This is a genomic window from Fimbriimonadaceae bacterium, from assembly GCA_019638775.1.
In the GTDB taxonomy this organism is placed as follows: Bacteria; Armatimonadota; Fimbriimonadia; order Fimbriimonadales; family Fimbriimonadaceae; genus JAHBTD01.
In genome coordinates, this window is sequence record JAHBTD010000004.1 from 45,260 (window position 1) to 70,627 (window position 25,368).

Sequence of the window (25,368 nt, forward strand, 5' to 3'; positions counted from 1 at the left end):
GAAGGACGATTAAGCCCTCTACTAAGCCTCTTATCGGTTGAGGATAAAGGACCGCCTACTAAAGAATGACCTTTACATCAGGTAAACCAAGGTCATGCGGGCCTTTAGGCATCGCGATTTTCGACTCCTCTGGACAGGCGCATTCCTGTCCTTCATGGGCTCATGGATTCAAAATGTCGCCCAAGGGTGGCTTGTTTACGAGCTGACTGGTCAAGAGTCGATGCTCGCGCTGGTTACCTTTTTTCAAAGTGTGCCCGTTTCTGTGCTCGGACCTGCCGCTGGCGCTATCTCCGACATGTTCGACAAGCGAAAGATTCTGATCGCTTGCCAGCTCATATACTCCTTTAGCGCCATCTATCTGGCTTTTGCTACCAATTACGGGTTTGTCCAGTACTGGCATATTTTGGCGATTGCCCTCATCAACGGCCTTACGAGCACTCTGGAGATGCCGACGCGGCAGTCCATCGTCAGTCGGACGGTGCCGCCCGAAGATTTGTCCTCGGCCATCCCCTTGCAGGCGATGACGTTTAACACAGCTCGCTTGATTGGCCCAAGTATCGGTGGGCTCTTGCTCGCCAAGTTTGGGCCCTCAATGTGTTACGGCATCAACGGCATCAGCTATCTTGCCCTCATCTTTGGCGTCCTCGCCATCCGTGCCGATCTTCATGCCTCGCCCCGAGAGCCGCAGCCGATCCGTGACCTTGTGACAGAGGGCATGCACTTCACCTGGCGAGACCGCAAGCTTCGCACTCTCTTCATCATGGAAGCGATCGTGAGCAGCTTCGGTCTGTTCTATATCGCGCAGATGCCAGCGATTGCCAAGAAGATGCTGCACTTGGACGAGCAAGGCTTGGGACATTGCTACACGATGGTCGGGGTGGGCGCTGTCGTCGGATTGTTTGTCGTGAGCCTGTTTGGAGATCGGTTTGGGCGTGCGATGATGGTGCGCGTGGCGATGACCTCCTTTGCGGTGGGCTTGTTGGTGATGGCCTTAGCGCGGTCCCCTTTAGTGGCCTTCCCTGCATTCGCCATTCTTGGGTTCTCGGCGATTATGCAGTTCAACATCACGAACACGCTTTTCCAAATCATTGCCCCGGATCGTCTGCGCGGACGTGTGCTGGCGATGCATTTATGGGCTCTTTCGGGCATGTCGCCTTTTGGAACGCTTGTTCTTGGTTATGTAGCCCAAGTTGTCTCCATTCCGGTGGCCTTTGTCATTGCCGGTACTGTGGTGTTGGGTGGCGCGGTTTGGGGATGGACGCGGGTAAGGGTCTTTAACGAAGTGCATGCCTCACTCGTAAGATCGGTGGCGAGGGGATAGGGGAGGGATCGGAGATCGGGGATCGGCTATCGGAGATCAGCTACCAGCTATCAGCGATCAGAACTCGACCATGAAAGAGCGCAGGACAAGCGGAGCATTAGGGTGACGAATAGCAATCCCAAATCCCAAATCCAAAATCTAAAATCTAAAATCGCCGATGCTATCGGCTATCCAAATCTTCCCGAAATGTAGTCTTCGGTCTGCTTCATCCTCGGGTTCAAGAACAGCTCTTGTGTGGTGTTGAACTCCACCAATTCGCCGAGCATAAAGAACCCGGTGAGGTCGCTCGCCCGCTGAGCTTGCTGCATGTTGTGGGTCACGATCACAATCGTGTACTGATCCTTTAGCTCGAAGATCAGGTCTTCGATGCGGGATGTGGCGATGGGGTCAAGCGCGGAGCACGGCTCGTCCATGAGGATAATTTCAGGATCAACAGCGAGCGTTCGGGCGATGCAGAGCCTTTGTTGTTGACCGCCTGAGAGAGCAAGCGCGCTTTGGGTCAGCTTCTCTTCGACCTCTTCCCACAGAGCTGCTTTTCTTAGGCAGTGTTCGACGATGTCATCCAGCGTTGACTTGTTGCGAATGCCGTGGATTCGGGGGCCATAAGCGATGTTTTCCCAGATAGATTTTGGGAATGGGTTGGGTTTTTGGAAAACCATCCCGACGCTTTTGCGCAAGGCGACGGGATCGACGCTGGCGTCGTAGATGTCCGACCCGTCAATCGTGATTTTTCCGTCGAGGCGTGCGCCGTCGATGAAGTCGTTCATCCGGTTCATGCATCGAAGGAAGGTGGATTTTCCGCAGCCCGAGGGTCCGATAAGAGCGGTGACTTTGCGCTCGGGAACCTGAATGTCGATCCCTTTTAGCGCGTGAAAACTCCCGTAATAAAAATTTACGCCTTCGGCGACAATTTTCGGCTCCGTGATAATCGGACGTTCGGCCACAGCTTGCAAGGTCATTTTCCTCTTGATTCTGAGTTGTCTCGGTTAAGGAATTGTAAACGCACCGCCTCTTGGCGCAAGGCGTGGTCGATTAAAGTCAAGGCTACCATAGCTTCGACCATCGGGACAGCCCTTGGCAGGACGCATGGATCATGCCGACCCCTCCCTGCGAGCGTTGTATTCTCTCTTTGAACGTTCACGGTGTGCTGTTCGTGAAGGATGGTCGCAGTGGGCTTGAATGCGGCATTCAGAGTGATTGTTTCACCGTTTGAGATTCCGCCTTGAATGCCTCCGCTTCGGTTTGTCGGCGTGTAGACGTGCTTGTCATCGTCGGCGTAAAACTCATCGTTGTGATCCTTCCCGGTTAAGTAAGTTCCGTTGAAGCCAGAACCCACTTCAAAGCCCTTGCATGCAGGCAGGGACATCACGGCTTTGGCGAGGTCGGCTTCGAGTTTGTCGAAAACGGGTTCTCCCCATCCGGCGGGGACTCCTCGGGCGATGCACCGGACGACGCCTCCGAGAGAATTCCCTTCCTTACGGGTCTCCTCGATTTTGGCGATCATGCGTTCGGCAGTTGCGGTATCGGGGCAGCGAACGATGTTGCTCTCGACCTGTTCTAGGGTCACGCTGGATTCGTCTACGCTGGCCTCAATGTCGGAGACTCTTGAGACCCAACCGAGGACTTCAACCCCCCACCCCAATCTCAGCAGCTTTTTGGCGATGGCCCCTGCGGCGACGCGCCCAATGGTCTCTCGAGCAGAGGCACGGCCGCCCCCCGACCAGGCACGGATGCCGTATTTTTCGTCGTAGGTGAAGTCGGCGTGGCTGGGGCGAAACTTGTCACGCATCTCGTCATAGTCGCGACTGCGGGCGTCCTCATTGCGGACGAGCAGGGCTATTGGGGTGCCGAGCGTTACTCCATTTTCGATGCCGCTCAAGATCTCGACGGTGTCCGTTTCTTTTCGTTGGGTGACGATCTTGCTCTGTCCGGGTTTACGTCGGTCGAGTTCGAACTGGATTTCGGCTTCGGTGATTGGAAGGAGCGACGGGCAACCGTCGATGACGACGCCAACGCCGCCACCATGCGATTCGCCGAATGTGGTGATGCGGAAAATGGTGCCGAAGCTGCTGCCCATGAAGGTTGGAGTCTACCTGCGGGTTTGTGGCCTGGGAAGGGATTTCCCTAAGACTTTCGCCACGGTGCGGGCTGACCATCGCGTGTCCAAACCCACTGCGTATGTGGAAGCACTTCGAGCGGATCGTCGTTTCTTCCGGCGCCTGTTTTCTCATTGGCGGCGACTTCCACAACCACGCTCGAACGCAGATCGCGAACGAGTTGGTAACTGCGATAGACGACGGTTGTGAAACAGGTCCAAGTGATGATGAGTGCGACGTAGGCCAAGGTATCGACCACGGCGGGCATCCAAGCCAAACCAAGGCCGGTTAGCGCGCCGCACATCAGACCGGCGATAGCCCAAGGCGCGACTTTTGCTCTGAGGAAACGGAAAACGATAGCGCGCAGTTCGGAGCGTTCGTACACGTTGAGATAGCGTGTGAACTTCGGCAGGAACATCGGGCCAGCTTCGGCAGCGAGGTGGGCTGGGAATCCTTCGCCATCGCGTCTGCGAGCTGGAGCGACTGTGCGGATATTGGCTTTTTGGTAGCCGTTGACAATCGCGCCGTTGATGGTGCGAATGCGTTGTGAAATAGGATAGACGTCGATGTAGAGATCGGACTGGGCGTCCTGAGGGATACCTTCTCGAATCGAACTTTCGTCGATTCCAAAAGTCTGCCGAACGCTCTCAATGTCAACCGTCAAAACGAAACGCTCGAACATCCCGACCAGAGCTTCGCATCTGTTCCCTTGCCCGATCTTGACAAGCCTGTATCCACCCCACGCCGTTGCGACAAGAGCGAGAATGCCGCCAACGATCCAAAACAATACGAGGGTGCGCTGCTCATACCAGAGACTTTGATGGAAGACGAGTGCGTACAACGAGACCAGAGCCCAAGCGAACATGAGCAGGAACGCGGCACACAACACTACGCGACCGAGCATCACATATTTGCGAGCACGCCGCCGTAGTTCCAAGACTTCGGCAGAAGGAAGCCAATGCTCCCCAACAGACCGATATGGGCCAATCCAACGTTCCATGACCGTTCAACTTGCTTAGACAGGTCTAACCACGGGATGCCATAGTGAAGACGCCACCAGCCCCCGGTTACCAAGCATCATAACACCGACTCTATGCATCCGTATTGTATTTTTTGTGTATTTTCCTAAAATGGCGCAATTTTGCTAGCGTCACCCGAAGATATCTAGACAATCCTTCAAACCCGTGCTTGAAAACTTCTATTACCACCCTCGAATGCTCGGCTACGATTTTGGCGGGCAACACCCCTTGCAGCCCGAAAGATTGCGCCGCACCCTATTATTACTTGAAACTCTCGGCGTTACACCCGTTCTTGACCCCGGTTTGGCCACCCGTCAAGATGCCCTTCGGGTTCATTCCGAGAGTTATCTGGACATCGTTTCGAAGCTAAGCTCTGGCGAGCGCTTACCCTCTGAGGTTGTTTCGGCGGCAGGGTTTGGGACAGCTGACAATCCCATCTTTGAAGATATGTACACAGCTTCGCTTGCTTACCTTGGGGGAACGGTACGCGCTGCCGAAAACGTGAGGGACGGAAGCGTGCTCGCCTTCAACATCGCCGGTGGCCTTCACCATGCACAGAGAGATCATGCCAGCGGCTTTTGCATTCTTAATGACCCGGCGATAGCCGTGTCGATTCTTCTTGAGAAGTATTCCAGAGTTGTCTATATCGACATCGACGTTCACCACGGCGACGGTGTGCAGGTTCTGTTTTGGGATGATCCGAGAGTGCTCACCTGCAGCATCCACCAAGACCCGCGCACGCTCTATCCGGGTACGGGTGCGGTGGACGAGGTTGGGCCAACCTGGACATCGGTCAATGTTCCGTTGATGCCAAGGACAACAGGCGACGTGTGGCTGTGGGCGTTTGTGCAGGGCATACTTCCTGCGGTTGAGGCGTTCAATCCGGAGGCCGTTGTGCTGCAGATGGGAACGGATGCACATTTTCTCGACCCACTCGCTCACATTCAAGCCACGGCGCAGGACTGGGTGAGCGCCGTGAGAAGAGTGAAGGCTCTGGGTCTACCAACTGTTGCGGTCGGCGGAGGTGGGTACAACCTAGGGACAGTGCCGCGAATGTGGGCGGCTGCTTGCTTAACCCTGGGCGGGATCGAATTCGAGGATCGAATTCCAGAGCAGTTAGCGGAAGAGTGGGGGATGCCAACTTTCTTCGATTCCATCGCTCCCGGTCCTGCTGGGCAGGGTTTAGCCCATGCCGAGCAAGTAGTTGGGTGGATTTCCGAACGCCAGCTGCCCGAACTCCGTAAGGCATAATGGCACGCGCCCCAAGGGACGCAGCACAGGGATACGATTTATGGACGAAACACGATTTAGGTTTGAGAGTCCTGCAGATCAGCAGGCCGTAAGAAAAGCATCCAAGGCGGGCATTGGTTGCCTCACCGCGATCGTGCTGCTTGTTATTGGAATGAGCATTGTGCGACCCTACACCGACTTCCTTTGGTTCTCGCACGACGCGCGCCACCCGGAAGTCTTCACGATCGGATATGCCACGAAAGGGCTTCTCTTCTCTATCGCCTTCGTGTTTGGCGTGTTGTTCATCTATGCGAACTTAAGCCGTGCGCTAAAGATCGCCCCCGTTTTCAATCGAATTCCAGAATCACCAACCGAACAAGCGCTTGTTCAGATATTCGACTGGGTGCAAACTCGAACTTGGGCTCCGAAAGTGATCGCTCTTGTCTTTGGCTTCAGTTACGCTTCGGCCTTTGCGGGAGAGTGGCAGAGCTATCTCCTTTGGAAGAACAGCGTTCCCTTTGGCAAGACGGACCCTCTGTTTGGACTTGATCTAAGTTTTTACGTCTTTCGACTGCCGTTTTGGGAGGCGATGCTTGGACTCCTGTTTGGCATCATCATTCTCACAACTGTCCTATCGGCTGTGATCTCTTATGGGCTGGCCGCGCTCGCAAAGGCGGGCAACATCAAGCTGGATCAGCGGCAATCGAACGCCCACACCATGTTCCTGATCGGTCTTTCCCTGATGGCTCTGGCCGGCAAGTTCTGGCTAAGCCGCTATGGATTCACCGTCACACAAAGCGCCCAGTTCTTTGGCGCAGGATACGCCGCCACACAGCAACTTCAGATGGTGACGGTGATGAGCGGGCTGACCGCAGTTGGGGGCATCGCCGCTTGGCTGATGATGAAGTCGACCGACAGTCTCCGACGAGCAATTTGGATCGCGAGCGGGCTTGCTGGAGTTTGGTTCTTGGGAGTTGCGGTTTGGCCTTCGGTGGTGCAGCGCTTCAAAGTCGATCCGAACAAGCTGAACGTCGAGGCGCCTTATGCTACGCGGGCTATCGAAATGACGAGGTGGGCGTATGGCCTGGACACAATCGCGGTCTCGGAGACCAATGTCCGAGTTGGCCCGACCGACGAAGAGGTCGCCGCATCTCAGCCGACTCTGGATCAGATGAGGCTGTGGGACCCCGAAGTCTTGCGACGCTCTATCGACAGCCTCCAAGGCTTCCGCACTTATTATTCTTTCAATGACGTGGACGTTGACCGCTACGTGATCAACGGCAAGCAGCAGCAAGTGATGGTGGCGGCTCGCGACGTTCGGATCGAAGGTTTGCAGTCGCAAGCCCAGAACTGGGTCAACCAGCGCTTGCAATACACACATGGCTACGGCGTGGCGATGGCACCCACAAACACGGCGACAAGGATTGGACAACCGTCGTTCATCGCCAAGGACCTTCCAGTTGTTAGCATCCCTGACATTCCTATCGAGCAGCCGCGAATCTACTTCAGCGACTTTAGAGATGCAGGAGGCGGCCAGGTCGACCCCTACGCTTTGGTGAAAACCAAGGTCCCCGAGTTTGATTACCCGACTGAGACCGAATCCGGATCGAAGACTTACAAGTGGACCGGCGACCGGGGCGTTCCGGTCGGTGGGTTGTTAGCTAAGCTAGCGTTCTCGATCTTGTTCTCCGATGGCAATCTGCTGGTTTCGCCGAACATCGTTGCCGATTCGAGGATCCTTTACCGCCGCAATGTGACGGAGAGATGCGAGAAGATCTATCCGTTCTTGAGGTTCGATGAGGACCCCTATGTGGTGGTTTTCGGTGGCAAGTTCTACTGGATTCTGGACGGCTACACGACTTCCGGCAGCGTCCCTTATTCCGATCAACTCATCGATGGCGGCAGGAGAATCAATTACATCCGCAACTCGGTGAAGGTCACAGTTGACGCATATTCGGGCGAAACCACGGCATATGCGATTGAACCGGACGAGCCGATTCTGAAGGCTTACCGCAAGATCTATCCGAACCTCGTGAAGGACATCGGCAGCTTGCCGAAGGGATTGGAGGAGCACTTCCGTTATCCCGAAGACATGTTCTTGGCTCAGGCGATCCAGTTAGTCCAGTATCACGTCACGAATCCGATTGCGTTCTTGAACAATGAGGATGCGTGGGAGATGCCGCACGAGATCGGGCTTGAGGGGCAGCGCGCACCGATGCAGCCCTACTATGTGCAGATGCAGCTTCCGAATTCGCCTAAGGACGAATTCATTCTGATTCTGCCGTTTACGCCGAGGCAAAAGAACAATATGGCGGGGTGGCTGGCCGCGCCCTGCGATCCTGAGAACTATGGCAAGCTCTCTCTCAATAAGTATCCCAAGGGGTCTAACATTCCGGGCCCTGCTCAGATCGAATCGAAGTTCAATCAGGACAATGAGATTGCTAATCTGAACAAGCTGCTGAATAGCGAACAGAGCAAGATTGTCCCTGGAAACCTGCTGATTGTCCCTCTTGGACAAAGCATCCTTTATGTCAAACCACTCTTTATCCAAAGCTCCATCGCCGCGATTCCCGAACTGCGCAAGGTCATCCTTTCGACGAACGATAACGTGGTCGTCGCGGATACCTATCAGCAGGCCTTGAACCAACTGCTGGGCACCACAAACGGGCAAGCAAGGACTCAGAAGCCACCGGAAGTTGGCACGAAGCCTGCAGCTGGAAATGAACCTTCGACATCGGCAGACCAAACCCTCTTGCGCCAAGCGCTTGACTATCTGCGGCAAGCTGAAACAGCTCAGCGGGCTGGCGATTGGGCAAAATACGGCGAGATGCAAAAGAAGGCGCTGGAAACGCTTGAGAAGATGGTCAGGTGATTTGGAGACAGTAGATTGGAGCTAAAAGTTGGGCGTGTTGCTTCCCTGCGTGGGGAGCTACGCGTTCCATCGGATAAGTCCCTTACTCACCGGGCCTACATGTTCGCGGCGATTGCCGACAGTCCGTCGGTGGTGAAGCATCCCCTGCGTGGAGAGGATTGCGAAGCAACACTCGCTTGCTTGAGACAGCTGGGTTTAGCCACAGACTGGGTCTCCAACCACGAAGTTCATTTGACGCCCGCTGAGCACTGGACCCAACCCACCGCTCCGCTCGATTGTGGCAACAGCGGTACGACCATGCGTCTGTTGAGCGGGCTCTTGGCTTCGCGGAGCTTGGACGTTACGCTCATTGGAGATGCTTCGCTTTCACGTAGGCCAATGAAGCGAATCGCGGAGCCACTGAGGTTGATGGGTGCGACGGTCGAGGGCGATACGCCACCTCTGCACATTATCGGCTCGGATGCCTTGCAGCCCATCGATTACACCAGCCCCGTTGCGAGCGCTCAGATTAAGTCGTGCGTGCTGCTTGCCGGACTACGGGCAGAAGGCACAACTACCGTCATGGAGCCGAGCAAGAGCCGCGACCATACCGAGAGGATGCTTAGGGCGATGGGTGTGACTTTGCTTGAGGATGATCTGAAGGTCGGTTTGAGGGGTGGGCAAAAGCCGGAAGGTTTTGAATTCAGCGTCCCGGCTGACATCTCCAGCGCGGCGTTCTTTATGGTCGCGGCGGCAATCATCCCTGAAGCGAATCTAAGGCTTTGGGATGTTGGGGTCAACCCCACTCGAACTGGCATTCTGGACGTGTTTGACCAGGCGATGATCCCGTACTTTGTGGAGAACGAGCATGAAGAAGCGGGCGAGCCCGTTGGGGATATCGATGTTCGTGCAGTGGATGTTGGGAGGCCGTTTGAGATTTCTGGGGCATTGGTGCCCCGGCTCATCGACGAGATTCCAGTCCTCGCCGTTTTGGCGACACAGCTTGATGGGGTCTCTCGCATCCGCGATGCCCGTGAGCTAAGGGTGAAGGAGAGCGACCGCATCGAACTGGTTGCCGCAGGACTGCGGGCGATGGGAGCCGAGGTGGAGACGCACGAAGACGGGATGGATATCAGCGGTCCGACGCAGCTGACAGGTACCGTGATTGATGCGCATGGGGACCACCGGATTGCGATGGCCTTTGCGGTGGCGGGGTTGATCGCGGAAGGGACGACAACAATCAAAGGAGCGGAGGCAATCGCGACGAGCTATCCTGATTTTGAGAAGGATCTGTGGGGGTTGTGTGTTTTGTAGGGGATACGGTGTTACGGTGCTACGGTGTTGCGGTGTTGCGGTGCCCTGTCAATCTCCAATCTCCAATCTCCAATCTACAATCATCAATCCCCAATCTGCGTGGCATCAACGGAGCGATGTCCTCCCATGAAGACAAGCTATGACTGACTTCACTAACATCACCATCGCCATTGACGGTCCTGCTGGAGCAGGCAAGAGCACCGTCGCCAAGGCGCTTTGCGCCGAGCTTGGGATGCGGTTGCTTGATACGGGTGCGATGTATAGGTGCATTGCCCTTAAAGCACAAAGGCTTGGTCTGTCGGCGGAGGATAAGGGTCCAGCCACCGACCTCGCCAAGAACTCCAATATTGAGTTTCAAGAAGGGGAGCCGCAGCGGGTGATCTTGGATGGCGAAGACGTCACCGATGCCATCCGGACTTTGGAGATTGGGCAGCTTGCGAGCGCGCTCAGCACGTACGGGCCACTGAGAGCCGAACTGGTCAAACGTCAGCAAGAGATCATCGCTCACGGTGGATATATCCTTGAGGGGAGGGATGTCACGACGGTTGTCGCCCCGAATGCCGAAGTGAAGATTTTCCTGACCGCCAGCATTGAAGAGCGAGCGCGCCGAAGGTGGCTGGAGATGCGTTCGCGAAATGATCAGAACAGTACGCTGCAAGAGGTCGTAAAAGATGTTGTACAGCGCGATCATCGCGATTATTCTCGCGACGAAAGCCCACTGACCCTCGCCGAGGATGCGATCATTCTTGAATCTTTTGGACTGGCCGTTTCTGACGTGGTGAACCAAATTCGAGCGATTATTCGCGCAAAAATAGAATAAATTGAACTTTTGGTCCTAATCGATGAATCAAACTTTGAGAGGCGGCGCTCTTGTAATCGAAAGGGAGTTTTGTCGGCGTGCGGCCTGTGCCCATTCACGTCATGTATGAAAGCACACACCCGACCTCCTTCCGATGACGACAAGGTGAAGAAACGAGGGAAAGTATGAAAAAACTATTGGGTTACATTGCGCTTCTGATGGCGCTGATCATCGCCGGTTGCGGTGGTGGAGGCAGCGGCAGCAGCGGTGGCGCCGGCTCGAATGTTGGGCTGTTTTTTACGGATGATCTGAACGCGGGCTACGACCATGTTTGGGTCAAGGTCGAAAAAGTTGAATTGCTGTCTTCGAGCGGTTCTGTCACAGTTTTTGAAGATTCGGCGGGTACGGCCCTCGATCTACGCGCTCTGAACGACAGCGGAACCAACAAGTTTTTCTTTGCGAACCGACACTCCATCCCACAGGGGTCTTACACGGGGATTCGAGTGACGATGGACGACGCGTTGACGATCTTCCCTACCGGCAGCGCGACGGGTAATGCCCGTGTCTTTTCTGGCCTGAACGGCAACAGCAAGAAGGTTCTTACACACAACTTCTCGGTTGCGAAGACGTTTGGAATTGGCCTGACCTATCAAGTTCTCGACTTCAAGTTGGACACATGGTCGGAGAATGGTGGCAACGTCGATGTTTCGGGCAGTGGGCTTGACGACTTCCCCGCCACAAACCCAGCCTTCACAAACGGGAATAACCACCACGACAAGGACTATAAAGGCACGATCAGCGCGCTTGCGGCGGGCAGTTTCAAGCTCAACAGACCTCGCGGACAGCTTGAGGTGACCTTTGATAGCGGCACGAATATTTACAACGAAAGCGGCGCCCCGAATCCTACGCTTGCCAATGGCAAGAAGGTTGAAGTGCGTGGAGTCTTTAATCCCAGCACGGGCAAGCTCGCCGCGATGACCATCAAGATTGACGACGACAACAACAACGATGATGAGGACGAAGCGAAGGGATTAGCCTCGGACCTCAATCTTGGAGCGAGAACTTTCACCCTCACGTTTAGCCAGACCGAAGGCTTCATACCTTCTGGAACGACAACGACTGTCACGCTGACAGAAAATGCTCGATTGTTCTCCCACCGTGGACTGGCATTGACGAGAGCCGAATTCTACGCGGCGCTTGATGCGTTGCCCAGCAACCGGCGCTACGTTGAAGTAGAAGGAACGTACGACGGGGCAAACTTCTCAGCGTTCAAAGCCAAGATCGAAGATGACGATGACGATGATGATGAAGTTGAGGCAAGAGGAGCCCCGAGCGCTCAAAACTCCATCGCCGGAACTTTTAACCTTACGCTGACCGAGTGGGAAGGCTTTAACGGCTCGAACGGAATGGTCATCGGAGTGGAGACCAACGGCAGCACAAAGTTCCGCGATCAGAACGGGGAAACGATCACCAAGACTCAATTCTTTGCTTCGATGCCCGGCTTCCACGTCAAGGTTGAAGGGTATCTGGAAGGAAACGTGATCTTGGCGAAACAAGCCCGATTGCGAAGTCAGAACTCTGGCGGAGGCGGCAATGCCGAGGCCGAAGGATCGGTCTCCGACATCAATTCGGTTGGGCAGAGCTTTAAGCTTTCTCTCACCGGCTGGTCGGGATTCGGCGGTCTGCTGGGGCAGGTGATCACGGTAAACACCAATGGCGCGACCTACCGCGACGACGATGGCAACACGATCAACTCGACGCAGTTCTATGCGGCGCTGTCGAACGGGTCGAAGGTTGAGGTGGAAGGCCACTACAGCCTGGGTGTGATGACGGCGACAAAGGCAAAGTTGGACGATGATTGATCAGCCTTGTCGCAAAAGGTAATTCAAGACGCCTTCCCGAATTTGGGAGGGCGTTTTTTGTTCTAATGGGTTTGAGCTAATCTTGATTTGGACACGAGCACATGGAGCCTCAAAAGAAAAAGTGGATTGGCTTGCTTGCCTTCATTGGAATTCCTGTGGTGGGTGCGGCTTTTTATTTGGCGATGCAAGAGCCCAAGGATGAACACTTTGCTGTCCATGCCCCACCGCTAGCGCTTCCGAATCCAAACGGCTACGACCAACTCATTGCAGAGCTCGACCGATTTCCAAAGGTCGTACTTTCACGATTCCCAATCTACCGTTCCCGCCCGAACAACGACGACCCCAAAAGAGCTTTGCCAGATTCAGAGGCTGAGGTGGCTAAGTTTCAGTTGGACCTGGCAAAGATTGAGACGGTATTAGATCAGCCTTTCCAAGCGCCGTATCCACTTGCGGCTGAGAACTTAGAGAGGATGCATGCAGCAGCAAGCGTCGGAAAAGTGCTCTGCGCCAGAGCCTTTGTCGATCGCGAGCGCGGACGAATAGATGACGCATACCATTCCCTCTTTCTGGCTTGGAAGCTAGGTGATCTTTGGGCAACCACTGATGCAATGGGAGGCGATCAAATCACCGGTCAGGTTATCAAAGGTGTGGCAAGGCGAGAGATTGACGTGCTCCTTCTGACAAAGCCACCGAGCAACGTGGCTCCTTTTCTGGCGATGCTGGAAGAAAGCCTTCAAGCACGCTCAAACTTTCGAACAGTAATGATCCGCGAAATTGCCGAATTCCAAAACCTGTGCGAAAAAGAACTAAACGGACCAGATTGGAGAACCCGACTGATCGCACCGTTGTCTCCTTCTCAGATGACCGAGAGCCAGAAGACTTTATACAGAAGAATCAGTCGTGAATCCTACTATCTGGCCGGACTAGAACGGAGACAAGAGGCTTTGCAGTACGCAAATGAACCATTTCACCAGCCTGTGCATATCATGACCACGACTACCGACGCGCACGAGATTGCTGGTGATTCATGCTCAGATTTGCTCTTCTCCTATACTTGGGGGCAATGGGAGTTTGATCGCGCCTACGACCTGCTCCTCGTACACATCCTGGCCCTTGAGCTTTACAAACGCGAGCACGGTGAATATCCCGCAAAACTCTCTGAACTTACGCCCGAAATCTTGAAAATCGGGTATGCCGATCCGTTCGGTTTGGGCAAGCCACTTGCCTATCGGCGCGACGGAGACAAGTTCGTTCTCTTCAGCGTCGGCCCCGATGGAATCGACAATGGGGGCTCTTTCCTAGAATTGCCTGATGGCTCATATATGGTCTTTGGCAGCACGAAACTTGAAATGTTGGGAGACATCACTTGGCCGATCAGAAAGCCGTAGCAACTTCTCTGGCCAGATATATGTAAGGTCTATTCGGTGAAGACGAAACGTACGTTGAAGATTGTGTTCGGGACGCTGCTAATTGCCGTAGGTGGTGTCACCTTCTGGCGATTTTACGACCCAATGCCGGACGTTCCCATGCCCGTGCGGGAAGTCAAATACGTTGAAAACTATAAAGCGTTGAGGGAAGAGATTCAGCACATTGGGGCTTACTCAATGGATGAAGTGCAGTTTCTCAATGCGCGGAGTAGAAACGCAGAAAGCATCAAAGTGGGACGTGCATTTGTCAGCCTGCAAACCGAATCGCTGCTGAGGCTCAGAGAGATTATCGAGAAACCGTTTGACGCTCCCCTCCTCACACGACACCCAACAACCGAAACAAGCGGCAAAGCGAAGTCTGCCGGTGTCCATCTTGGAGCCAAAGGAATTCTTGAACTTATTGATGGGAATACCGAAGAAGGCTACGGATAGTGCTTTGCCTCGTGGCAGCTAGGCGCCAATTGGTATCTCTTGGGGGCATTCGAGATCGAGACGCTTGTTGCTGTTTCGATCATGAGCAGGGCGAGGAACTACATCATTCAATGCACTGAGCAAGGCCCGCCAACGCACCCACAGAGATACATCCCACTGATTGAGAGTCACTTCGACACAACGCCGGATTTGAATGCCCTGATTCGGCGCGAGCGCGACGAGTTTGTTTCACGATGGCTGACCAAGATGAAAGATAGCGACTGGCTCGCCCCGGACGAGCCCAGTGAGTATCCGATGCCTGAACCTACGTTTATAGAGAAACTAAAAGGAGGCATTGTTAAGAAGCGGGACTTCATCGACAAGGGGCTCTCGCGACGTGCTGAGGCAGAGAAACTTATGCCGAGGTTCTATTCCCGCAGCCCGATCTCTTTCACTGACCTTGGCCCGACTGGCGAGATGGCAGCCGGACTGTTCTCAGAAGATACAGTCGCCGAAACGATGCTCTGGTTTGCTAGGGATCGTGCAAGCAATTCAATGTTGCTCGCATACCTGGGACTTGAGGAGTATCGCAGCATTCATGGGGGTTATCCTGAGAACTTGGAGCAGCTCTCTCCGGCAATCTTGAAACGCGTTCCCGGCGATCCGTTCAATGAAGGGAAGCCGCTTAAGTACATTCCTGCAAAGAACGCCTTTCAGCTTTACAGCATTGGCCCTGATGGAGTTGACGATCATGCCTCACCGATTTTTGTGGTCTCGGGCTCAGGGAAGAACTACAACGTTGTTCAGGACAGCTCCAAGGGCGACATCGTTTGGGGGGGTGAATAGGATTTGAGCCCGAGCAGCACCTTATTCATTGGTAATTGGTAATCGGTAATCCGCAATCCAAAATCATCAGGGCTCCCAACCTCTACCGCAACATCAACTCGGGCGAACCGTCAAAATAGTTGAATTCACTGTCAGGAGGCTTACCTTTATGTTTTTCAAACTCGCGCTTGGTGTTGTCATGGCTCAAATGGCTGGCTCGGCACTGCATACAAACGACCTTACGAATCTCGGACAGGGCTCCGAAGCGCCCAGCCAGAACGAAGTCACCATCTACAACCAGGGCTTCGCCTTGGTGAAAGAGTTGCGAATGATGACGTTGAAACAGGGCATTCAGAACGTCGCAGTAGAGGACGTCGCCCAGCTTATCGAAACCAACAGCGTGGGCATCCGGTCGGTTTCCAACCCCGGCTCCTTCCAGGTTTTGGAGCAAAACTATCAGTACGACTTGATCAGCGTTCAGGCTATCTTGAATAAGGCTGTTGGCAAACGCGTACGGTTTAACCGCGTACTACCAAACGGTCAAAAAGAGGTGCTTGAGGGGACGCTGGTCAGCTCTCCGACAGCGGTTGTGAATGCGCCGGATAGCGGTGGCGGATACACCTACAACGGCATGGTCGTGAAAACCGATGACGGACGTATCTTGCTCAACCCGAGCGGTGAGGTTGAGGTCTCCTCAATCCCCGAAGGCCTCATCAGCAAGCCTACGCTGCTTTGGATGATCGACGCAGATCGAGCCGGACAGCAGACGATTGAGCTGAGCTATCTCACTCGTGGAATGAGCTGGACTTCGGACTACGTGCTTACCATCGACGGCCTCGGCTCGGCTGACCTCAAGGGTTGGGTCACGCTGAACAATAACTCTGGCGCGACCTTTGAGAACGCCAAGCTGAAGCTGCTTGCCGGAGAAGTCAACCGCCCTGCGCCCCCGGCTTCTTTCGGCGGTGGACGTGGCGGAGCTGCCAACGAAATGGCGAAGCGAGATGCTGGCTTCCAAGAGGAATCGCTCTTTGAATATCACCTCTATACGCTGCAGCGACCCGCAACTATCCGAAACCGTGAGAGCAAACAGCTTTCTTTGCTTGAGGGTTCGGGCATCAAGGTCACCAAAAAGCTGATCATCGACGCGATGATGAACTACGGCATTTACTTTCCCAGCGAAAGCGAAGTCGGCACCGGCGACATCAAGCCTCAGGTTCGACTGGAGTTCTTGAACACCAAGGAAAACAAGCTCGGCATGCCGCTTCCGGCAGGCAACGTCAAGGTATATCAACGCGATAAATCCGGTTCGGTGCAGATGCTTGGCGAGGACCGCATTCAGCACACGCCCAAGGATGAAAAACTTTCGTTGGTCGTGGGCCGGTCATTCGATGTCGTGTCCTCACGAAAGCGCACAAACTTCCGACGTCTTAACTCCAGTTCGGTTGAAGAGACCTTTGAGATTGAGGTCCGTAACCGTAAGGAAGTGGCAGAGACCGTTTATGTTTTGGAGCGCCGTTTGGCCAATTGGGAGATCATGAACGAGAGTATCAAGAGCGAAAAGCTGGACTCGCACACCAGCCAGTACACGGTGAATTTGAAGGCCGGAGAGGTGGTGAAGCTCACCTATACGGTTCGAACGAGTTGGTGAGAGATTGTGCTTTTAGTTCCTATACGACTTATAAGTCCTATAGGGCCTGCCTAAGCTCTCCCCCACGTCCCAATCAGTCCCTGCGGGCACCCCCCTCCAACGCGCCATAATAGGTTGAAAAGCCAAGGAGCACTATGCCGGTTTTTCGCGAAGGACTTTCATTTGACGACGTTCTCCTCGTTCCCAAAAAGAGCGAGGTTCTCCCCACTGAGGTCGACCTTTCGACCGAGCTTCTCCCCGGAATCACCCTGAAGGTCCCGATTGTGTCTGCCCCAATGGACACGGTCACCGACGCTCGTCTCGCTATAGCCATCGCCCGAGAGGGTGGAGTGGGCGTGATTCACCGCAACATGAGCATCGACGATCAAGCTGAGGCGGTCGACCGCGTTAAGCGATCGGAGCACGGCGTCATTTGGGACCCGATCAAGCTTGAGCCCGAGAAGACGATACAAGAAGCCGTCAACCTCATGGAGCGATTCCACATCAGCGGCGTACCTATCGTCAACCAAGAAGGGACTCTTGTCGGCATTCTCACCAACCGCGATATCCGATTTGAGACCGATTTCACCAAGGTGATCAGCAGCCGAATGACTAGCAAAGACCTGGTCACAGCTCCCGTGGGCACCGATCTGGAAAGAGCGGAAGAGATGCTTGCAGACCACCGCATCGAAAAGCTCCCCATCGTCGATGAGCACAACAAACTCCAAGGCCTCATCACGATCAAGGACATCCTTAAGGTCAAGCAGCATCCGAACTCCACAAAAGACACCAAGGGACGGCTTGTTGTTGGGGCGGCTATCGGCTCGCTTGTACAGTCTTACGAAAGGGCGAAAGCGCTGATGGATGCAGGCGTCGATTTCATCGTGATTGATGCCGCTCATGGGCATAGCAAGGGCGTGATGGCCTGTGTGAAGATGCTCAAAGAAAAGCTCCCGGACCTCATGGTTATTGCCGGAAACGCCGCCACAAAAGAGGCCGTGCGCGACCTGCATGCACTCGGCGCAGATGGATTGAGACTTGGAATTGGCGCTGGCTCGATCTGTACGACACGAGTGGTGGCCGGTGTTGGCGTTCCCCAGTTCACAGCGGTCATGGACTGTTGTGAAGAGGCCATGAAGCTTGGCATCCCCACTATTGCCGACGGCGGTATCCGAACCTCTGGCGATATCGTGAAATCGCTCGCCGCAGGTGCTAACTGCGTGATGATGGGCAACATGTTCGCCGGTTGCGAAGAAAGCCCTGGCGAGATCGAGATTTACCGAAACCGCGCCTACAAGGTTTATCGCGGCATGGGCAGCATCGGCGCGATGCGGCTGGGCTCTTCCGACCGCTATATGCAGCTCAAGGCCAAGGGCGCGGCGATCGTGCCTGAGGGCGTCGAAGGCCGCGTGCCGTTCAAGGGCCAACTAAACGATACGATGGTCCAGCTGATCGGAGGCTTGCGGTCGGGCATGGGCTATGTTGGCGCAGCGAACCTCTCCGAACTGAGGGAGAATGCGGAGTTCTTGAAGATCACAGGCGCGGGCCTGCGAGAGAGCCATCCTCACGACGTGTGGATTACCAAAGAGCCGCCGAACTATTCGAGTCCGTTTGCAGGTAGTGAATCGGAGTAGCTTTTTTGGGCGTTGGCAAATGGTCGGCAAGTTGTTCGTGTTTTCGACCTATTCAGTTAAAACGACATCCACATCGAGGTCATCTGGAGACAACTTGGAAATAAGTCGTCAACTGCCTGCTGACGCTCCCTATAATAAATCGTGCTCTATGAAGGTGAGAACACGGTTATCGAGAATCATCAAGACTGCGCAAGGATTGATCACTTCTCGAAGATTGCCACGGCGCATCGGTTAGCGATTGGACCCTGCATCTTGCACTTACTGGTTTGTGTGTTCTGCTTCCCGATTGCGTTTCTGTCACAAGACTTTGACAGAGGTATGGCTTGCTTTTGGGCTATCGTTTTCTCCGGATTTGTTTTGCTTTGTTTCATGATCTATCTTTCGATCCAAGCCTATCCGAACTGGCTGGGTTGGATACTTTTGCTGTTAATCTCCGCAGCATTTACGCTGGTCGCACCGTTGTTATTGGTTGTCTCAGGCTGCATGCTGATGTCAGTTCGTCGTGCCCTGGCCAACGAAGGATTTGCGATGTCCGGGTTGACTGTGAGGGTAACAGAAATTGAGCATGCGCGAACGCTGGTTCGAAATTATCGAGGAGATCAAAGATAGGCAAAAAACTTGTTGAGGATTGACCCCTGGTCCGGCATAATGCCGGTATGTATTTTCGAGGTCCAAACACAATCATTGAAACCCGTGCGGACTATCAACAGCTCGTCCGTATGGTGCTCGTGGCAAAACTGCAATATGCGATGATGCTGACTATGCTCGTCTACCTGGCGGTGACGGCATTTATGGCCTATCTCTTCTTCAGCCAAGGTGGATTTGATTCGGGCCGTTCGATCACGTCGAGCCCCTATATGATTCCGGGAATTGTCATCGGGATTGGCTTGCTCGTTGTCTCGTCGTTTCTTGCGATCACGGCTTTCCCCAAGTCTGGCTGGGGGTACATTCTCGGCTTCTTGATCGGGCTGTTTATTCCCATTGTGTATCTCATTGTGATCGTCGCTTTGAGCGGGCAAGTCTCCTCATCGCTGCGGCAAGTGGGATTCACGATTGGGTTCTTGGGAGCCTCGCCGTCACAGATTGCAACGGCTTCGAAGGTCGTGAAGCGCGGGCCGCCTCCACCTGCTCGGCAGCAGTAGATGCTGGGAGTTATCGTCCCGCGAGCTAGAAATCACGGATCTCCACCCCCTAACCCCCTCCTCATTAAGGCTTCGCCGTTCACGAGGAGGGGGAACACTTCGTTGTTCGCAACTTGCCGACCACTTGCCGACCACCTGTCAACGCTATTAGCTATCCTGCCATAATCAACCCACATGTCGGAACTCCAGCTTCGAGCGGCGATCTGTGAGGTGGGCCGCAGACTTTGGCAGCGCGGGCTCATCGGTGCGACTGAGGGCAACATCAGCGTCCGCCTAAGCGCCCGCCAGCTTCTCTGTACGCCCACCGGCCTCAGCAAGGGACACCTGCGCCCGGATGACCTCATCGTCATCGACAACAAAGGCAAGCCTTCGAAGGAAGGGGCGATGCCAAGCAGCGAGATCAAGCTGCATCTGCGCATGTACGACAAGCGCAAGGATTGCATGGCGGTGGTCCACGCCCATCCGCCCACCGCGACCGGGCTGGCGCTGGCAGGAGAAACGATTCCCGACAACCTTCTGCCCGAGTCGGCAGTTGTGCTTGGCAGTGTGGCAACGGTGCCTTTTGCCTACCCCGGAACCGATGAGGTTCCCGACGCGATCGAGCCGTTGCTTGACGACCACAAGACTTTCTTAATGAGTCACCACGGCGCCGTGGTGATGGGCAGCGACGTTTGGGATGCCTACAACCGGATGGAGACGCTTGAGCGGATTGCGAAGATCGTGATGGTGGCGAACATGTCGGGCGGCGCGCGGTCAATGCCGGATTATGCTTTTCAGAAGCTATTGGCGGAGTCTTTGAACGGGAAACTCTGAGGATTTTCGATTTTGGACTTTGGATTTTGGATTTAAGAATCGAGGTCCCCTTCCCCCTCGGCGGTGGCTCCGACCGAGCATCGCGAGGATGGAAGAGGTGGGGATGGGGGTGGCATGGGCGCAAGCCACAGGTGTTCAATAGACGCATGCCGACCAAACTGGCTATTGCTTGCGCCAGCAGCATCCGCCCGACGACGATTCGTCGTCGACTTCAGTTACCCTGAGGTGTGGGTTGCGATAGGCGCGGTACTGAAGTGATAGCCATGTGCCACCCCCTCCCCGGCCCTCCCCCGTCAAGGGGGAGGGAGACATCAGTTCATAGGTTGAGGGGAGGACGACAGTCAGAAGTATGGGGGGTGCTGAACGGCTACAGCCGTCAGCCCCATGCCTACTGCGCTGGGCCAGTCGGAATGACCATGCCTTCGCCCGCATTCGCGCCCATCCCGCTTGCCGAGACGACAATGGTCGATCCCTTGGCCTGCGAAACGGCGTGAATCCACCGCAGCTGCAACAAGTTCGGATTCGACTCCATCATCTTGGCCGCGTTGGCGAGGCTTCGTAGGGCGGCGGTTTCGCCGCGAGCCCGCTCAAGGGCGGCCTGAGCTTCCTTCTGAGCGATCAGCGTTTGACCGTAGGCACGCTTGATCTCGCCTGAGATGTTCAGGTCGCGCACCGTCGCACTCAGAAACTCGACTCCCGTCGTTTCCGAAGCTTCGCGCATCTTTGCCAGGATGGGCTCGTTGAGCGCAGCGCGGCTCGCCATCAGGTCTTCCACCGTCAGCGGACCGAACACCTCCCTCAAAGCCTCCTGCAACTGAGCATACAACAGGCCGTACGGCTCGCTGAAGCTCCGGTAGAAAGCCGCCACGTCGGCAATGCGAAACTCGGCGCGAGCGCTCGCACGGACGGAGATACCGTCGGCACACATCAGTTCCTGACCGCCGAGAGTCACCGCCTGTATGCGCTTGTCATAAGGCGTAGCGTGCCAGTGCTTTCCCCAGCGGGCGTGCTTGCCAGGGTTTAAAACCTCGACAAGCTTTCCGTTGTGGAAGAGCAATGCTTCCTGATGTTCCATGACGATAAACGTCCGTCTGCCAAACATTTCAATTACCTCTCTTTCATAGTCTTCTTGTGCCGACAGCCGCGACCGTCAACGGTCTTGGCGGAAGTCTTAGCTTGCAGGGCCTTGATCGTCTTTGCCCGAGGGCGACGGCTCAGCTGCCAGCGCTTAGAGTTGTGTTCCTATACACCCCCAGCAGACTAACCGCGAACTTGGAATGAGGCAACGCTGCATCCTGCGCACCAGAACCCGCTGGGGCGAGAATGATAGCATGAGTGGATTCGATAGGTATAGGTCTATTTGATATTTCTGACGGGCATTGCAGGGTTTGGAAGCGCGGATTGAACTAGCAGGTCAGGTCGAATGCTATCAACATTCAGCCTGCTCGCAAGTCTTCCTCATCCTCCTTTTCCACCCTCGCTTCGCTCGGTCAGAGCAACCGTCGAGGGGGAAGGTGACCTCATTTGTAGATCGCGGCTTGTGCGATTGCCACCCCCACCCCAGCCCTCCCCCGTCAAGGGGGAGGGAGACTTTTATTCGTAACATCGTGGTGATCGCAGATGGCTGGGCCTGAAGCGGATTGCCGGGAAAAACGCCTTCATATCACGAATCTGGAGGCAATCTGCGGTTGTTCTTAGGCCCACCGCCCGCCTCACAACCGCTATTCGCCAAAATAGGATGCTATGCGATTTCAAGCGCCGAAGGGCACCAAAGACGTTCTGCCAGACCAATCTCACCTCTGGCAGCATCTTGAGGGCGCCTTTCGGGAGGTTTGCCGGCTCTACGGCTACCGCGAAATCCGTACGCCGGTGTTTGAAGAGACCGAGCTTTTCACCCGATCTTCGGGCGATACAAGCGAGGTCGTCACCAAGCAGATGTACGACTTTGTCGACAAGGGTGGACGTAATATCGCGCTCAAGCCGGAGAGCACTGCGCCTGCCATGCGGGCGCTGATTGACCACAACCTTTGCCCGCCGGGAGTGGTGGAGCGGATGTATTACATCGCCGCTCACTACCGCTATGAGCAACCTCAAAAGGGCCGCCTGCGCGAGCACCACCAGTGCGGTTTAGAGCTTGTTGGGAGCCCATCGGCTGCGGCGGATGCTGAAGTGATTGAGATCGGGATGCGGTTCTTGGAGCGGATCGGCCTTGACGATCTTACCGTTTCGCTGAACTCGATCGGGCGCGAGACCTGCCGTGCTGCTTATGCCGAGGCGATCTTGGAGACGGCAAAGGATTATCTGGTGACGCAATCGCCGGAGGTTCAGGAGCGAGGCCGCAAGAACCCGCTCAGGATGCTGGACTGGAAAGACCCGGCAGCTCAAGAAGCGATGAAGAATGCCCCTTCGATCTTGGACTATTTAGAACCCGAGTCGAAAGAGCGGCTAGACGAGGTTCAGAGACTGCTGAAGATTGCGGGAATCCGATTCCAGCTTGATCCCAAGATCGTACGGGGACTGGATTACTACACTGAGACGGTTTTCGAGATCATCACTGATAAGCTCGGCGCGCAAAGTACATTGCTTGCAGGCGGGCGGTATGACAACCTTGTGAAGAGCCTTGGCGGGGCGGATGTGCCGAGCGTTGGGTTTGGGTCGGGGATTGAGCGCCTGCTGCTATTGCTGGAGACTCTGGAGAAGAACTGGGATGCTCCTCGTCCTGATGCCTTTATCGTGGCGGTGACCCCGGAGATGCGCGATCAAGTGGTGACGCTTGCGGCTCAGCTTCGTGAGAAGGGTTTTGCTTGCGGGCTCGATCTTGATGGGCGCAGCATGAAGTCACAGATGAAGATGGCGGACCGCACAAAGGCCCGGTTTGCGATCGTTGTCGGGCCGGACGAGTGGGCGAACGGAGCCGTTTCCCTGAGAAACCTGGATACGAGCGAACAGATTGAGACCCCGGTCGGCAACCTTGAGGCGATGATTCGGGTAGAAGGTTAACATGCGGCGGGTTTTGATAGCTATTGCACTGGGCGTGACTTCGCTTGCAGCCGCACAGACTCCCGATGTTTTTGTCAAGCTGGACGCCCGGATCAATTACCGCACCATTCCTGAAGGGCGATCAACGCTCCGCTGGTATGACAGCCTTGGCAATTTGAGCACCGTCGCGCTTACCTTCACCCTTGAGCCTGGTTTTACAGTTCTCTTTTCCGAGCGCCTACAGCGACTGCCGACCGGCGGTGACCCGGAGATGCTGGACGAATACTACGTCGAGGACCCTGGATATTGGCGGTTTGGCAAGCAGTATTTGCCCTTTGGGCAGCAGCGGCTCTTTCGAGAATCGGTCTCGGCGGCAAGGGTAAACACAACGCTGGGCAGCGATGCCCTTCCCCTTTCCATCGCATGGTGCGACGCTAAAGGCGGGCGTCAGCGCGGCTTGATCGGGAGGATTGGCACAAGGATAGGGTTCAGCTTTGCCGTGGGTGAGCATTTTGGGATTTCCCCCACGACTTTGGCCGTCATGCGGGATATGGAGGACGCCCCAGGTAAGGGACGCGGATTTCGTCAGGCGTTTGCGCTTGATTTAGGTCGAAAAATCGGGTTGCTGGATGCAAAAGCCGAATTCATCGCGTTCCGAGATGGGCACCATGCCGGTGATGACGACCTCAACATTTCCGACATTGAACTGTCGTTCGATCCCTCCAAATATCGGGGCATTACTTTTGGATGGACAAGAAACTGGACCGACAACGAAAACACCTTGCGAGCCCAGGGGCGTTTTTTGGTGACGGGGAACGCTTGGGTGGAGCCCCTTATTCGTCTTAAAAAGGGGCAGGTCTTTGACTTTAGCGTCGCCTTCCACATCCGCTTGTAGTTATGAATGGATTCAACCTCGATACGGTCCACCAACTTCTGCCACCTTTTGCCGTGGTCGAATGGGTTGTGGGGGTTATTCTTATTGTCGTTGCGGGGGCTTTTTTCTTTGGTATGCGGCGCGCCCCAACCGTAACGGCGACGAGCAATATTCTTGATAGGGTGAGCAACAACAACCGTGCGAGGATTGCCCCCGTCAAGCGGATATATGAAGATATTTCTTCTATAGTTGCAAAAAACCAGACTAATGCGGCGGTTAAGGTGATCGGTGGTGAAACGATCTCGGAAGCTGATCTTATCCTGAATCAGTGCGTGAAGATGCTTGGGCATCGGGATAGGATTTTGAAGTCGGGGGCGTTTGATCCGAACCTTGCCGACGCATCCAGCCAGCTTCGCTCGCGAGCCGAATCGGCACAGTCGGAAGAGGAGAAGCGGAGTTTGGAGTCGGCGGCGGCGGCTTACGAGATTACTTCTGCCCAAGCGGGAAAGGCGCGTGAGGCTTTAGATCGGATCGACGCAGGGATGAAGGAAGCGGAGGCGGCGTTGGAGCTGATGAAGTCGCGACTGAATGCGGCGGCTTTGGGCACGGACGGACCGAGCAGCTATGACGAGGACTTCCGAGAGTCCATAATGAGACTTCGGAGTCTTGAGGGCAGCCTCACGGAGGCGCTGGAGATGGAAAGCGATTTAAGATCATGAGCGAGTTTCGACGGGCATACGATATCGGACGGGCTTTTATCGGCCGCGAATTTGACCGGATCAAGGGCATGGAGCGGGACATGGCAGAGCGCGAACTGACCGAAGTCTATAGCTACAAGCCCAAGACAGAATCGGAGCCCCCGCCCATCCAAACCTTGTCGCCCGAAGAGGAGATTGAGCGGGCCAAGGTGCGAGACCGTACCGCCAGAAAACTGCTGGGAATTGCGGCTGGCGCGAGCTTTGAAGAGATTAAAGCTTCTTTTGACCGGCTTAGCAAACGCAGCGATCCAGCTAACTTTCCGGAAGGATCGGAAGAGCAGAATCAGGCCGTTGAAATCAACCGGAAAGTGTACTGGGCTTATCAAGTTTTGACGGAAAACTTAGACGTAACCGAGAAGCGCTTCAAGAGTTTGGAATTGTAGAGG

At 55.0% G+C, this 25,368-nt stretch carries 22 protein-coding genes; 18 read left to right on the top strand and 4 right to left on the bottom strand.

Annotated features, from left to right (window positions below; all coding sequences use genetic code 11):
• The first annotated feature begins 94 nt into the window (after nt 1–94).
• Nucleotides 95–1,321: an MFS transporter gene (locus tag KF784_14435; protein ID MBX3120259.1), complete on the top strand. Its 1,227-nt coding sequence runs from the start codon at nt 95–97 to the stop codon at nt 1,319–1,321.
• Between the two features lie 167 nt (nt 1,322–1,488).
• Here the strand turns inward: KF784_14435 and KF784_14440 are convergent, their stop codons facing one another.
• Genes KF784_14440 through KF784_14450 form a run of 3 tightly spaced genes read right to left on the bottom strand, consistent with a single transcriptional unit; the run spans nt 1,489 to nt 4,417 of the window.
• Nucleotides 1,489–2,280, bottom strand: coding sequence for a phosphate ABC transporter ATP-binding protein (locus KF784_14440; protein MBX3120260.1), 792 nt, complete (start codon nt 2,278–2,280; stop codon nt 1,489–1,491).
• A complete protein-coding gene (gene aroC / locus KF784_14445; GenBank protein ID MBX3120261.1) occupies nt 2,277–3,398 on the bottom strand; it encodes a chorismate synthase in 1,122 nt (373 codons plus the stop codon). The genes KF784_14440 and aroC overlap by 4 nt, the downstream gene beginning before the upstream one ends.
• 47 nt (nt 3,399–3,445) lie before the next feature.
• Nucleotides 3,446–4,417: a hypothetical protein gene (locus KF784_14450; protein ID MBX3120262.1), complete on the bottom strand. Its 972-nt coding sequence runs from the start codon at nt 4,415–4,417 to the stop codon at nt 3,446–3,448.
• A gap of 184 nt (nt 4,418–4,601) precedes the next feature.
• Between KF784_14450 and KF784_14455 the strand changes: the two genes are divergently transcribed.
• From KF784_14455 to KF784_14515, 13 genes are all read left to right on the top strand, one after another.
• Nucleotides 4,602–5,687 carry a hypothetical protein gene (locus KF784_14455; protein MBX3120263.1) on the top strand — a complete coding sequence of 362 codons (1,086 nt, stop codon included), beginning with the start codon at nt 4,602–4,604 and terminating at the stop codon, nt 5,685–5,687.
• Nucleotides 5,688–5,727: 40 nt separating this feature from the next.
• The gene (locus KF784_14460; protein ID MBX3120264.1) at nt 5,728–8,538 is read left to right on the top strand and encodes a UPF0182 family protein; all 2,811 of its coding nucleotides are present in this window, start codon (nt 5,728–5,730) and stop codon (nt 8,536–8,538) included.
• Nucleotides 8,539–8,553: 15 nt separating this feature from the next.
• Nucleotides 8,554–9,831 (top strand): 3-phosphoshikimate 1-carboxyvinyltransferase, encoded by a 1,278-nt coding sequence (gene aroA / locus KF784_14465; protein ID MBX3120265.1) that lies wholly within the window; start codon nt 8,554–8,556, stop codon nt 9,829–9,831.
• A gap of 139 nt (nt 9,832–9,970) precedes the next feature.
• Nucleotides 9,971–10,651, top strand: a complete 681-nt coding sequence (gene cmk / locus KF784_14470) for a (d)CMP kinase (GenBank protein MBX3120266.1) — start codon at nt 9,971–9,973, stop codon at nt 10,649–10,651.
• Between the two features lie 164 nt (nt 10,652–10,815).
• Complete coding sequence (locus KF784_14475; protein MBX3120267.1) at nt 10,816–12,492, top strand: DUF4382 domain-containing protein; 1,677 nt, start codon at nt 10,816–10,818, stop codon at nt 12,490–12,492.
• A gap of 101 nt (nt 12,493–12,593) precedes the next feature.
• Nucleotides 12,594–13,880, top strand: a complete 1,287-nt coding sequence (locus KF784_14480; GenBank protein MBX3120268.1) for a hypothetical protein — start codon at nt 12,594–12,596, stop codon at nt 13,878–13,880.
• A gap of 36 nt (nt 13,881–13,916) precedes the next feature.
• A complete protein-coding gene (locus KF784_14485; GenBank protein ID MBX3120269.1) occupies nt 13,917–14,351 on the top strand; it encodes a hypothetical protein in 435 nt (144 codons plus the stop codon).
• Nucleotides 14,352–14,432: 81 nt separating this feature from the next.
• The gene (locus KF784_14490; protein MBX3120270.1) at nt 14,433–15,176 is read left to right on the top strand and encodes a hypothetical protein; all 744 of its coding nucleotides are present in this window, start codon (nt 14,433–14,435) and stop codon (nt 15,174–15,176) included.
• Between the two features lie 148 nt (nt 15,177–15,324).
• Nucleotides 15,325–16,803: a DUF4139 domain-containing protein gene (locus KF784_14495; GenBank protein ID MBX3120271.1), complete on the top strand. Its 1,479-nt coding sequence runs from the start codon at nt 15,325–15,327 to the stop codon at nt 16,801–16,803.
• A gap of 134 nt (nt 16,804–16,937) precedes the next feature.
• Nucleotides 16,938–18,416: an IMP dehydrogenase gene (gene guaB / locus KF784_14500; protein MBX3120272.1), complete on the top strand. Its 1,479-nt coding sequence runs from the start codon at nt 16,938–16,940 to the stop codon at nt 18,414–18,416.
• Between the two features lie 141 nt (nt 18,417–18,557).
• Nucleotides 18,558–19,025, top strand: coding sequence for a hypothetical protein (locus tag KF784_14505; GenBank protein ID MBX3120273.1), 468 nt, complete (start codon nt 18,558–18,560; stop codon nt 19,023–19,025).
• A 47-nt stretch (nt 19,026–19,072) separates the two neighbouring features.
• On the top strand, nt 19,073–19,558 hold the full coding sequence (locus tag KF784_14510) for a hypothetical protein (protein ID MBX3120274.1): 486 nt from the start codon (nt 19,073–19,075) through the stop codon (nt 19,556–19,558).
• A 174-nt stretch (nt 19,559–19,732) separates the two neighbouring features.
• A complete protein-coding gene (locus KF784_14515; GenBank protein MBX3120275.1) occupies nt 19,733–20,371 on the top strand; it encodes a class II aldolase/adducin family protein in 639 nt (212 codons plus the stop codon).
• Nucleotides 20,372–20,759: 388 nt separating this feature from the next.
• Here the strand turns inward: KF784_14515 and KF784_14520 are convergent, their stop codons facing one another.
• Nucleotides 20,760–21,473 (bottom strand): slipin family protein, encoded by a 714-nt coding sequence (locus KF784_14520; GenBank protein MBX3120276.1) that lies wholly within the window; start codon nt 21,471–21,473, stop codon nt 20,760–20,762.
• Nucleotides 21,474–22,114: 641 nt separating this feature from the next.
• On the opposite strand from KF784_14520, the gene hisS reads away from it, so the two are divergent.
• Genes hisS through KF784_14540 form a run of 4 tightly spaced genes read left to right on the top strand, consistent with a single transcriptional unit; the run spans nt 22,115 to nt 25,365 of the window.
• On the top strand, nt 22,115–23,371 hold the full coding sequence (gene hisS, locus KF784_14525) for a histidine--tRNA ligase (protein MBX3120277.1): 1,257 nt from the start codon (nt 22,115–22,117) through the stop codon (nt 23,369–23,371).
• A gap of 1 nt (nt 23,372) precedes the next feature.
• Complete coding sequence (locus KF784_14530; protein ID MBX3120278.1) at nt 23,373–24,245, top strand: hypothetical protein; 873 nt, start codon at nt 23,373–23,375, stop codon at nt 24,243–24,245.
• Nucleotides 24,246–24,247: 2 nt separating this feature from the next.
• Nucleotides 24,248–24,943: a hypothetical protein gene (locus KF784_14535; GenBank protein MBX3120279.1), complete on the top strand. Its 696-nt coding sequence runs from the start codon at nt 24,248–24,250 to the stop codon at nt 24,941–24,943.
• Nucleotides 24,940–25,365, top strand: coding sequence for a J domain-containing protein (locus KF784_14540; protein ID MBX3120280.1), 426 nt, complete (start codon nt 24,940–24,942; stop codon nt 25,363–25,365). Before KF784_14535 ends, KF784_14540 begins: the two co-directional genes overlap by 4 nt.
• The last annotated feature ends 3 nt before the right edge of the window (nt 25,366–25,368 follow it).

Bases quoted from the DNA above. Each gene is read 5' to 3' on its own strand.
- KF784_14435 (MBX3120259.1), top strand. From the start codon at position 95: ATGCGGGCCTTTAGGCATCGCGATTTTCGACTCCTCTGGACAGGCGCA.
- KF784_14440 (MBX3120260.1), bottom strand. From the start codon at position 2,280: ATGACCTTGCAAGCTGTGGCCGAACGTCCGATTATCACGGAGCCGAAA.
- aroC (MBX3120261.1), bottom strand. From the start codon at position 3,398: ATGGGCAGCAGCTTCGGCACCATTTTCCGCATCACCACATTCGGCGAA.
- KF784_14450 (MBX3120262.1), bottom strand. From the start codon at position 4,417: ATGGAACGTTGGATTGGCCCATATCGGTCTGTTGGGGAGCATTGGCTT.
- KF784_14460 (MBX3120264.1), top strand. From the start codon at position 5,728: ATGGACGAAACACGATTTAGGTTTGAGAGTCCTGCAGATCAGCAGGCC.
- cmk (MBX3120266.1), top strand. From the start codon at position 9,971: ATGACTGACTTCACTAACATCACCATCGCCATTGACGGTCCTGCTGGA.
- KF784_14475 (MBX3120267.1), top strand. From the start codon at position 10,816: ATGAAAAAACTATTGGGTTACATTGCGCTTCTGATGGCGCTGATCATC.
- KF784_14480 (MBX3120268.1), top strand. From the start codon at position 12,594: ATGGAGCCTCAAAAGAAAAAGTGGATTGGCTTGCTTGCCTTCATTGGA.
- KF784_14490 (MBX3120270.1), top strand. From the start codon at position 14,433: ATGAGCAGGGCGAGGAACTACATCATTCAATGCACTGAGCAAGGCCCG.
- KF784_14495 (MBX3120271.1), top strand. From the start codon at position 15,325: ATGTTTTTCAAACTCGCGCTTGGTGTTGTCATGGCTCAAATGGCTGGC.
- guaB (MBX3120272.1), top strand. From the start codon at position 16,938: ATGCCGGTTTTTCGCGAAGGACTTTCATTTGACGACGTTCTCCTCGTT.
- KF784_14510 (MBX3120274.1), top strand. From the start codon at position 19,073: ATGTATTTTCGAGGTCCAAACACAATCATTGAAACCCGTGCGGACTAT.
- KF784_14515 (MBX3120275.1), top strand. From the start codon at position 19,733: ATGTCGGAACTCCAGCTTCGAGCGGCGATCTGTGAGGTGGGCCGCAGA.
- KF784_14520 (MBX3120276.1), bottom strand. From the start codon at position 21,473: ATGTTTGGCAGACGGACGTTTATCGTCATGGAACATCAGGAAGCATTG.
- hisS (MBX3120277.1), top strand. From the start codon at position 22,115: ATGCGATTTCAAGCGCCGAAGGGCACCAAAGACGTTCTGCCAGACCAA.
- KF784_14530 (MBX3120278.1), top strand. From the start codon at position 23,373: ATGCGGCGGGTTTTGATAGCTATTGCACTGGGCGTGACTTCGCTTGCA.
- KF784_14535 (MBX3120279.1), top strand. From the start codon at position 24,248: ATGAATGGATTCAACCTCGATACGGTCCACCAACTTCTGCCACCTTTT.
- KF784_14540 (MBX3120280.1), top strand. From the start codon at position 24,940: ATGAGCGAGTTTCGACGGGCATACGATATCGGACGGGCTTTTATCGGC.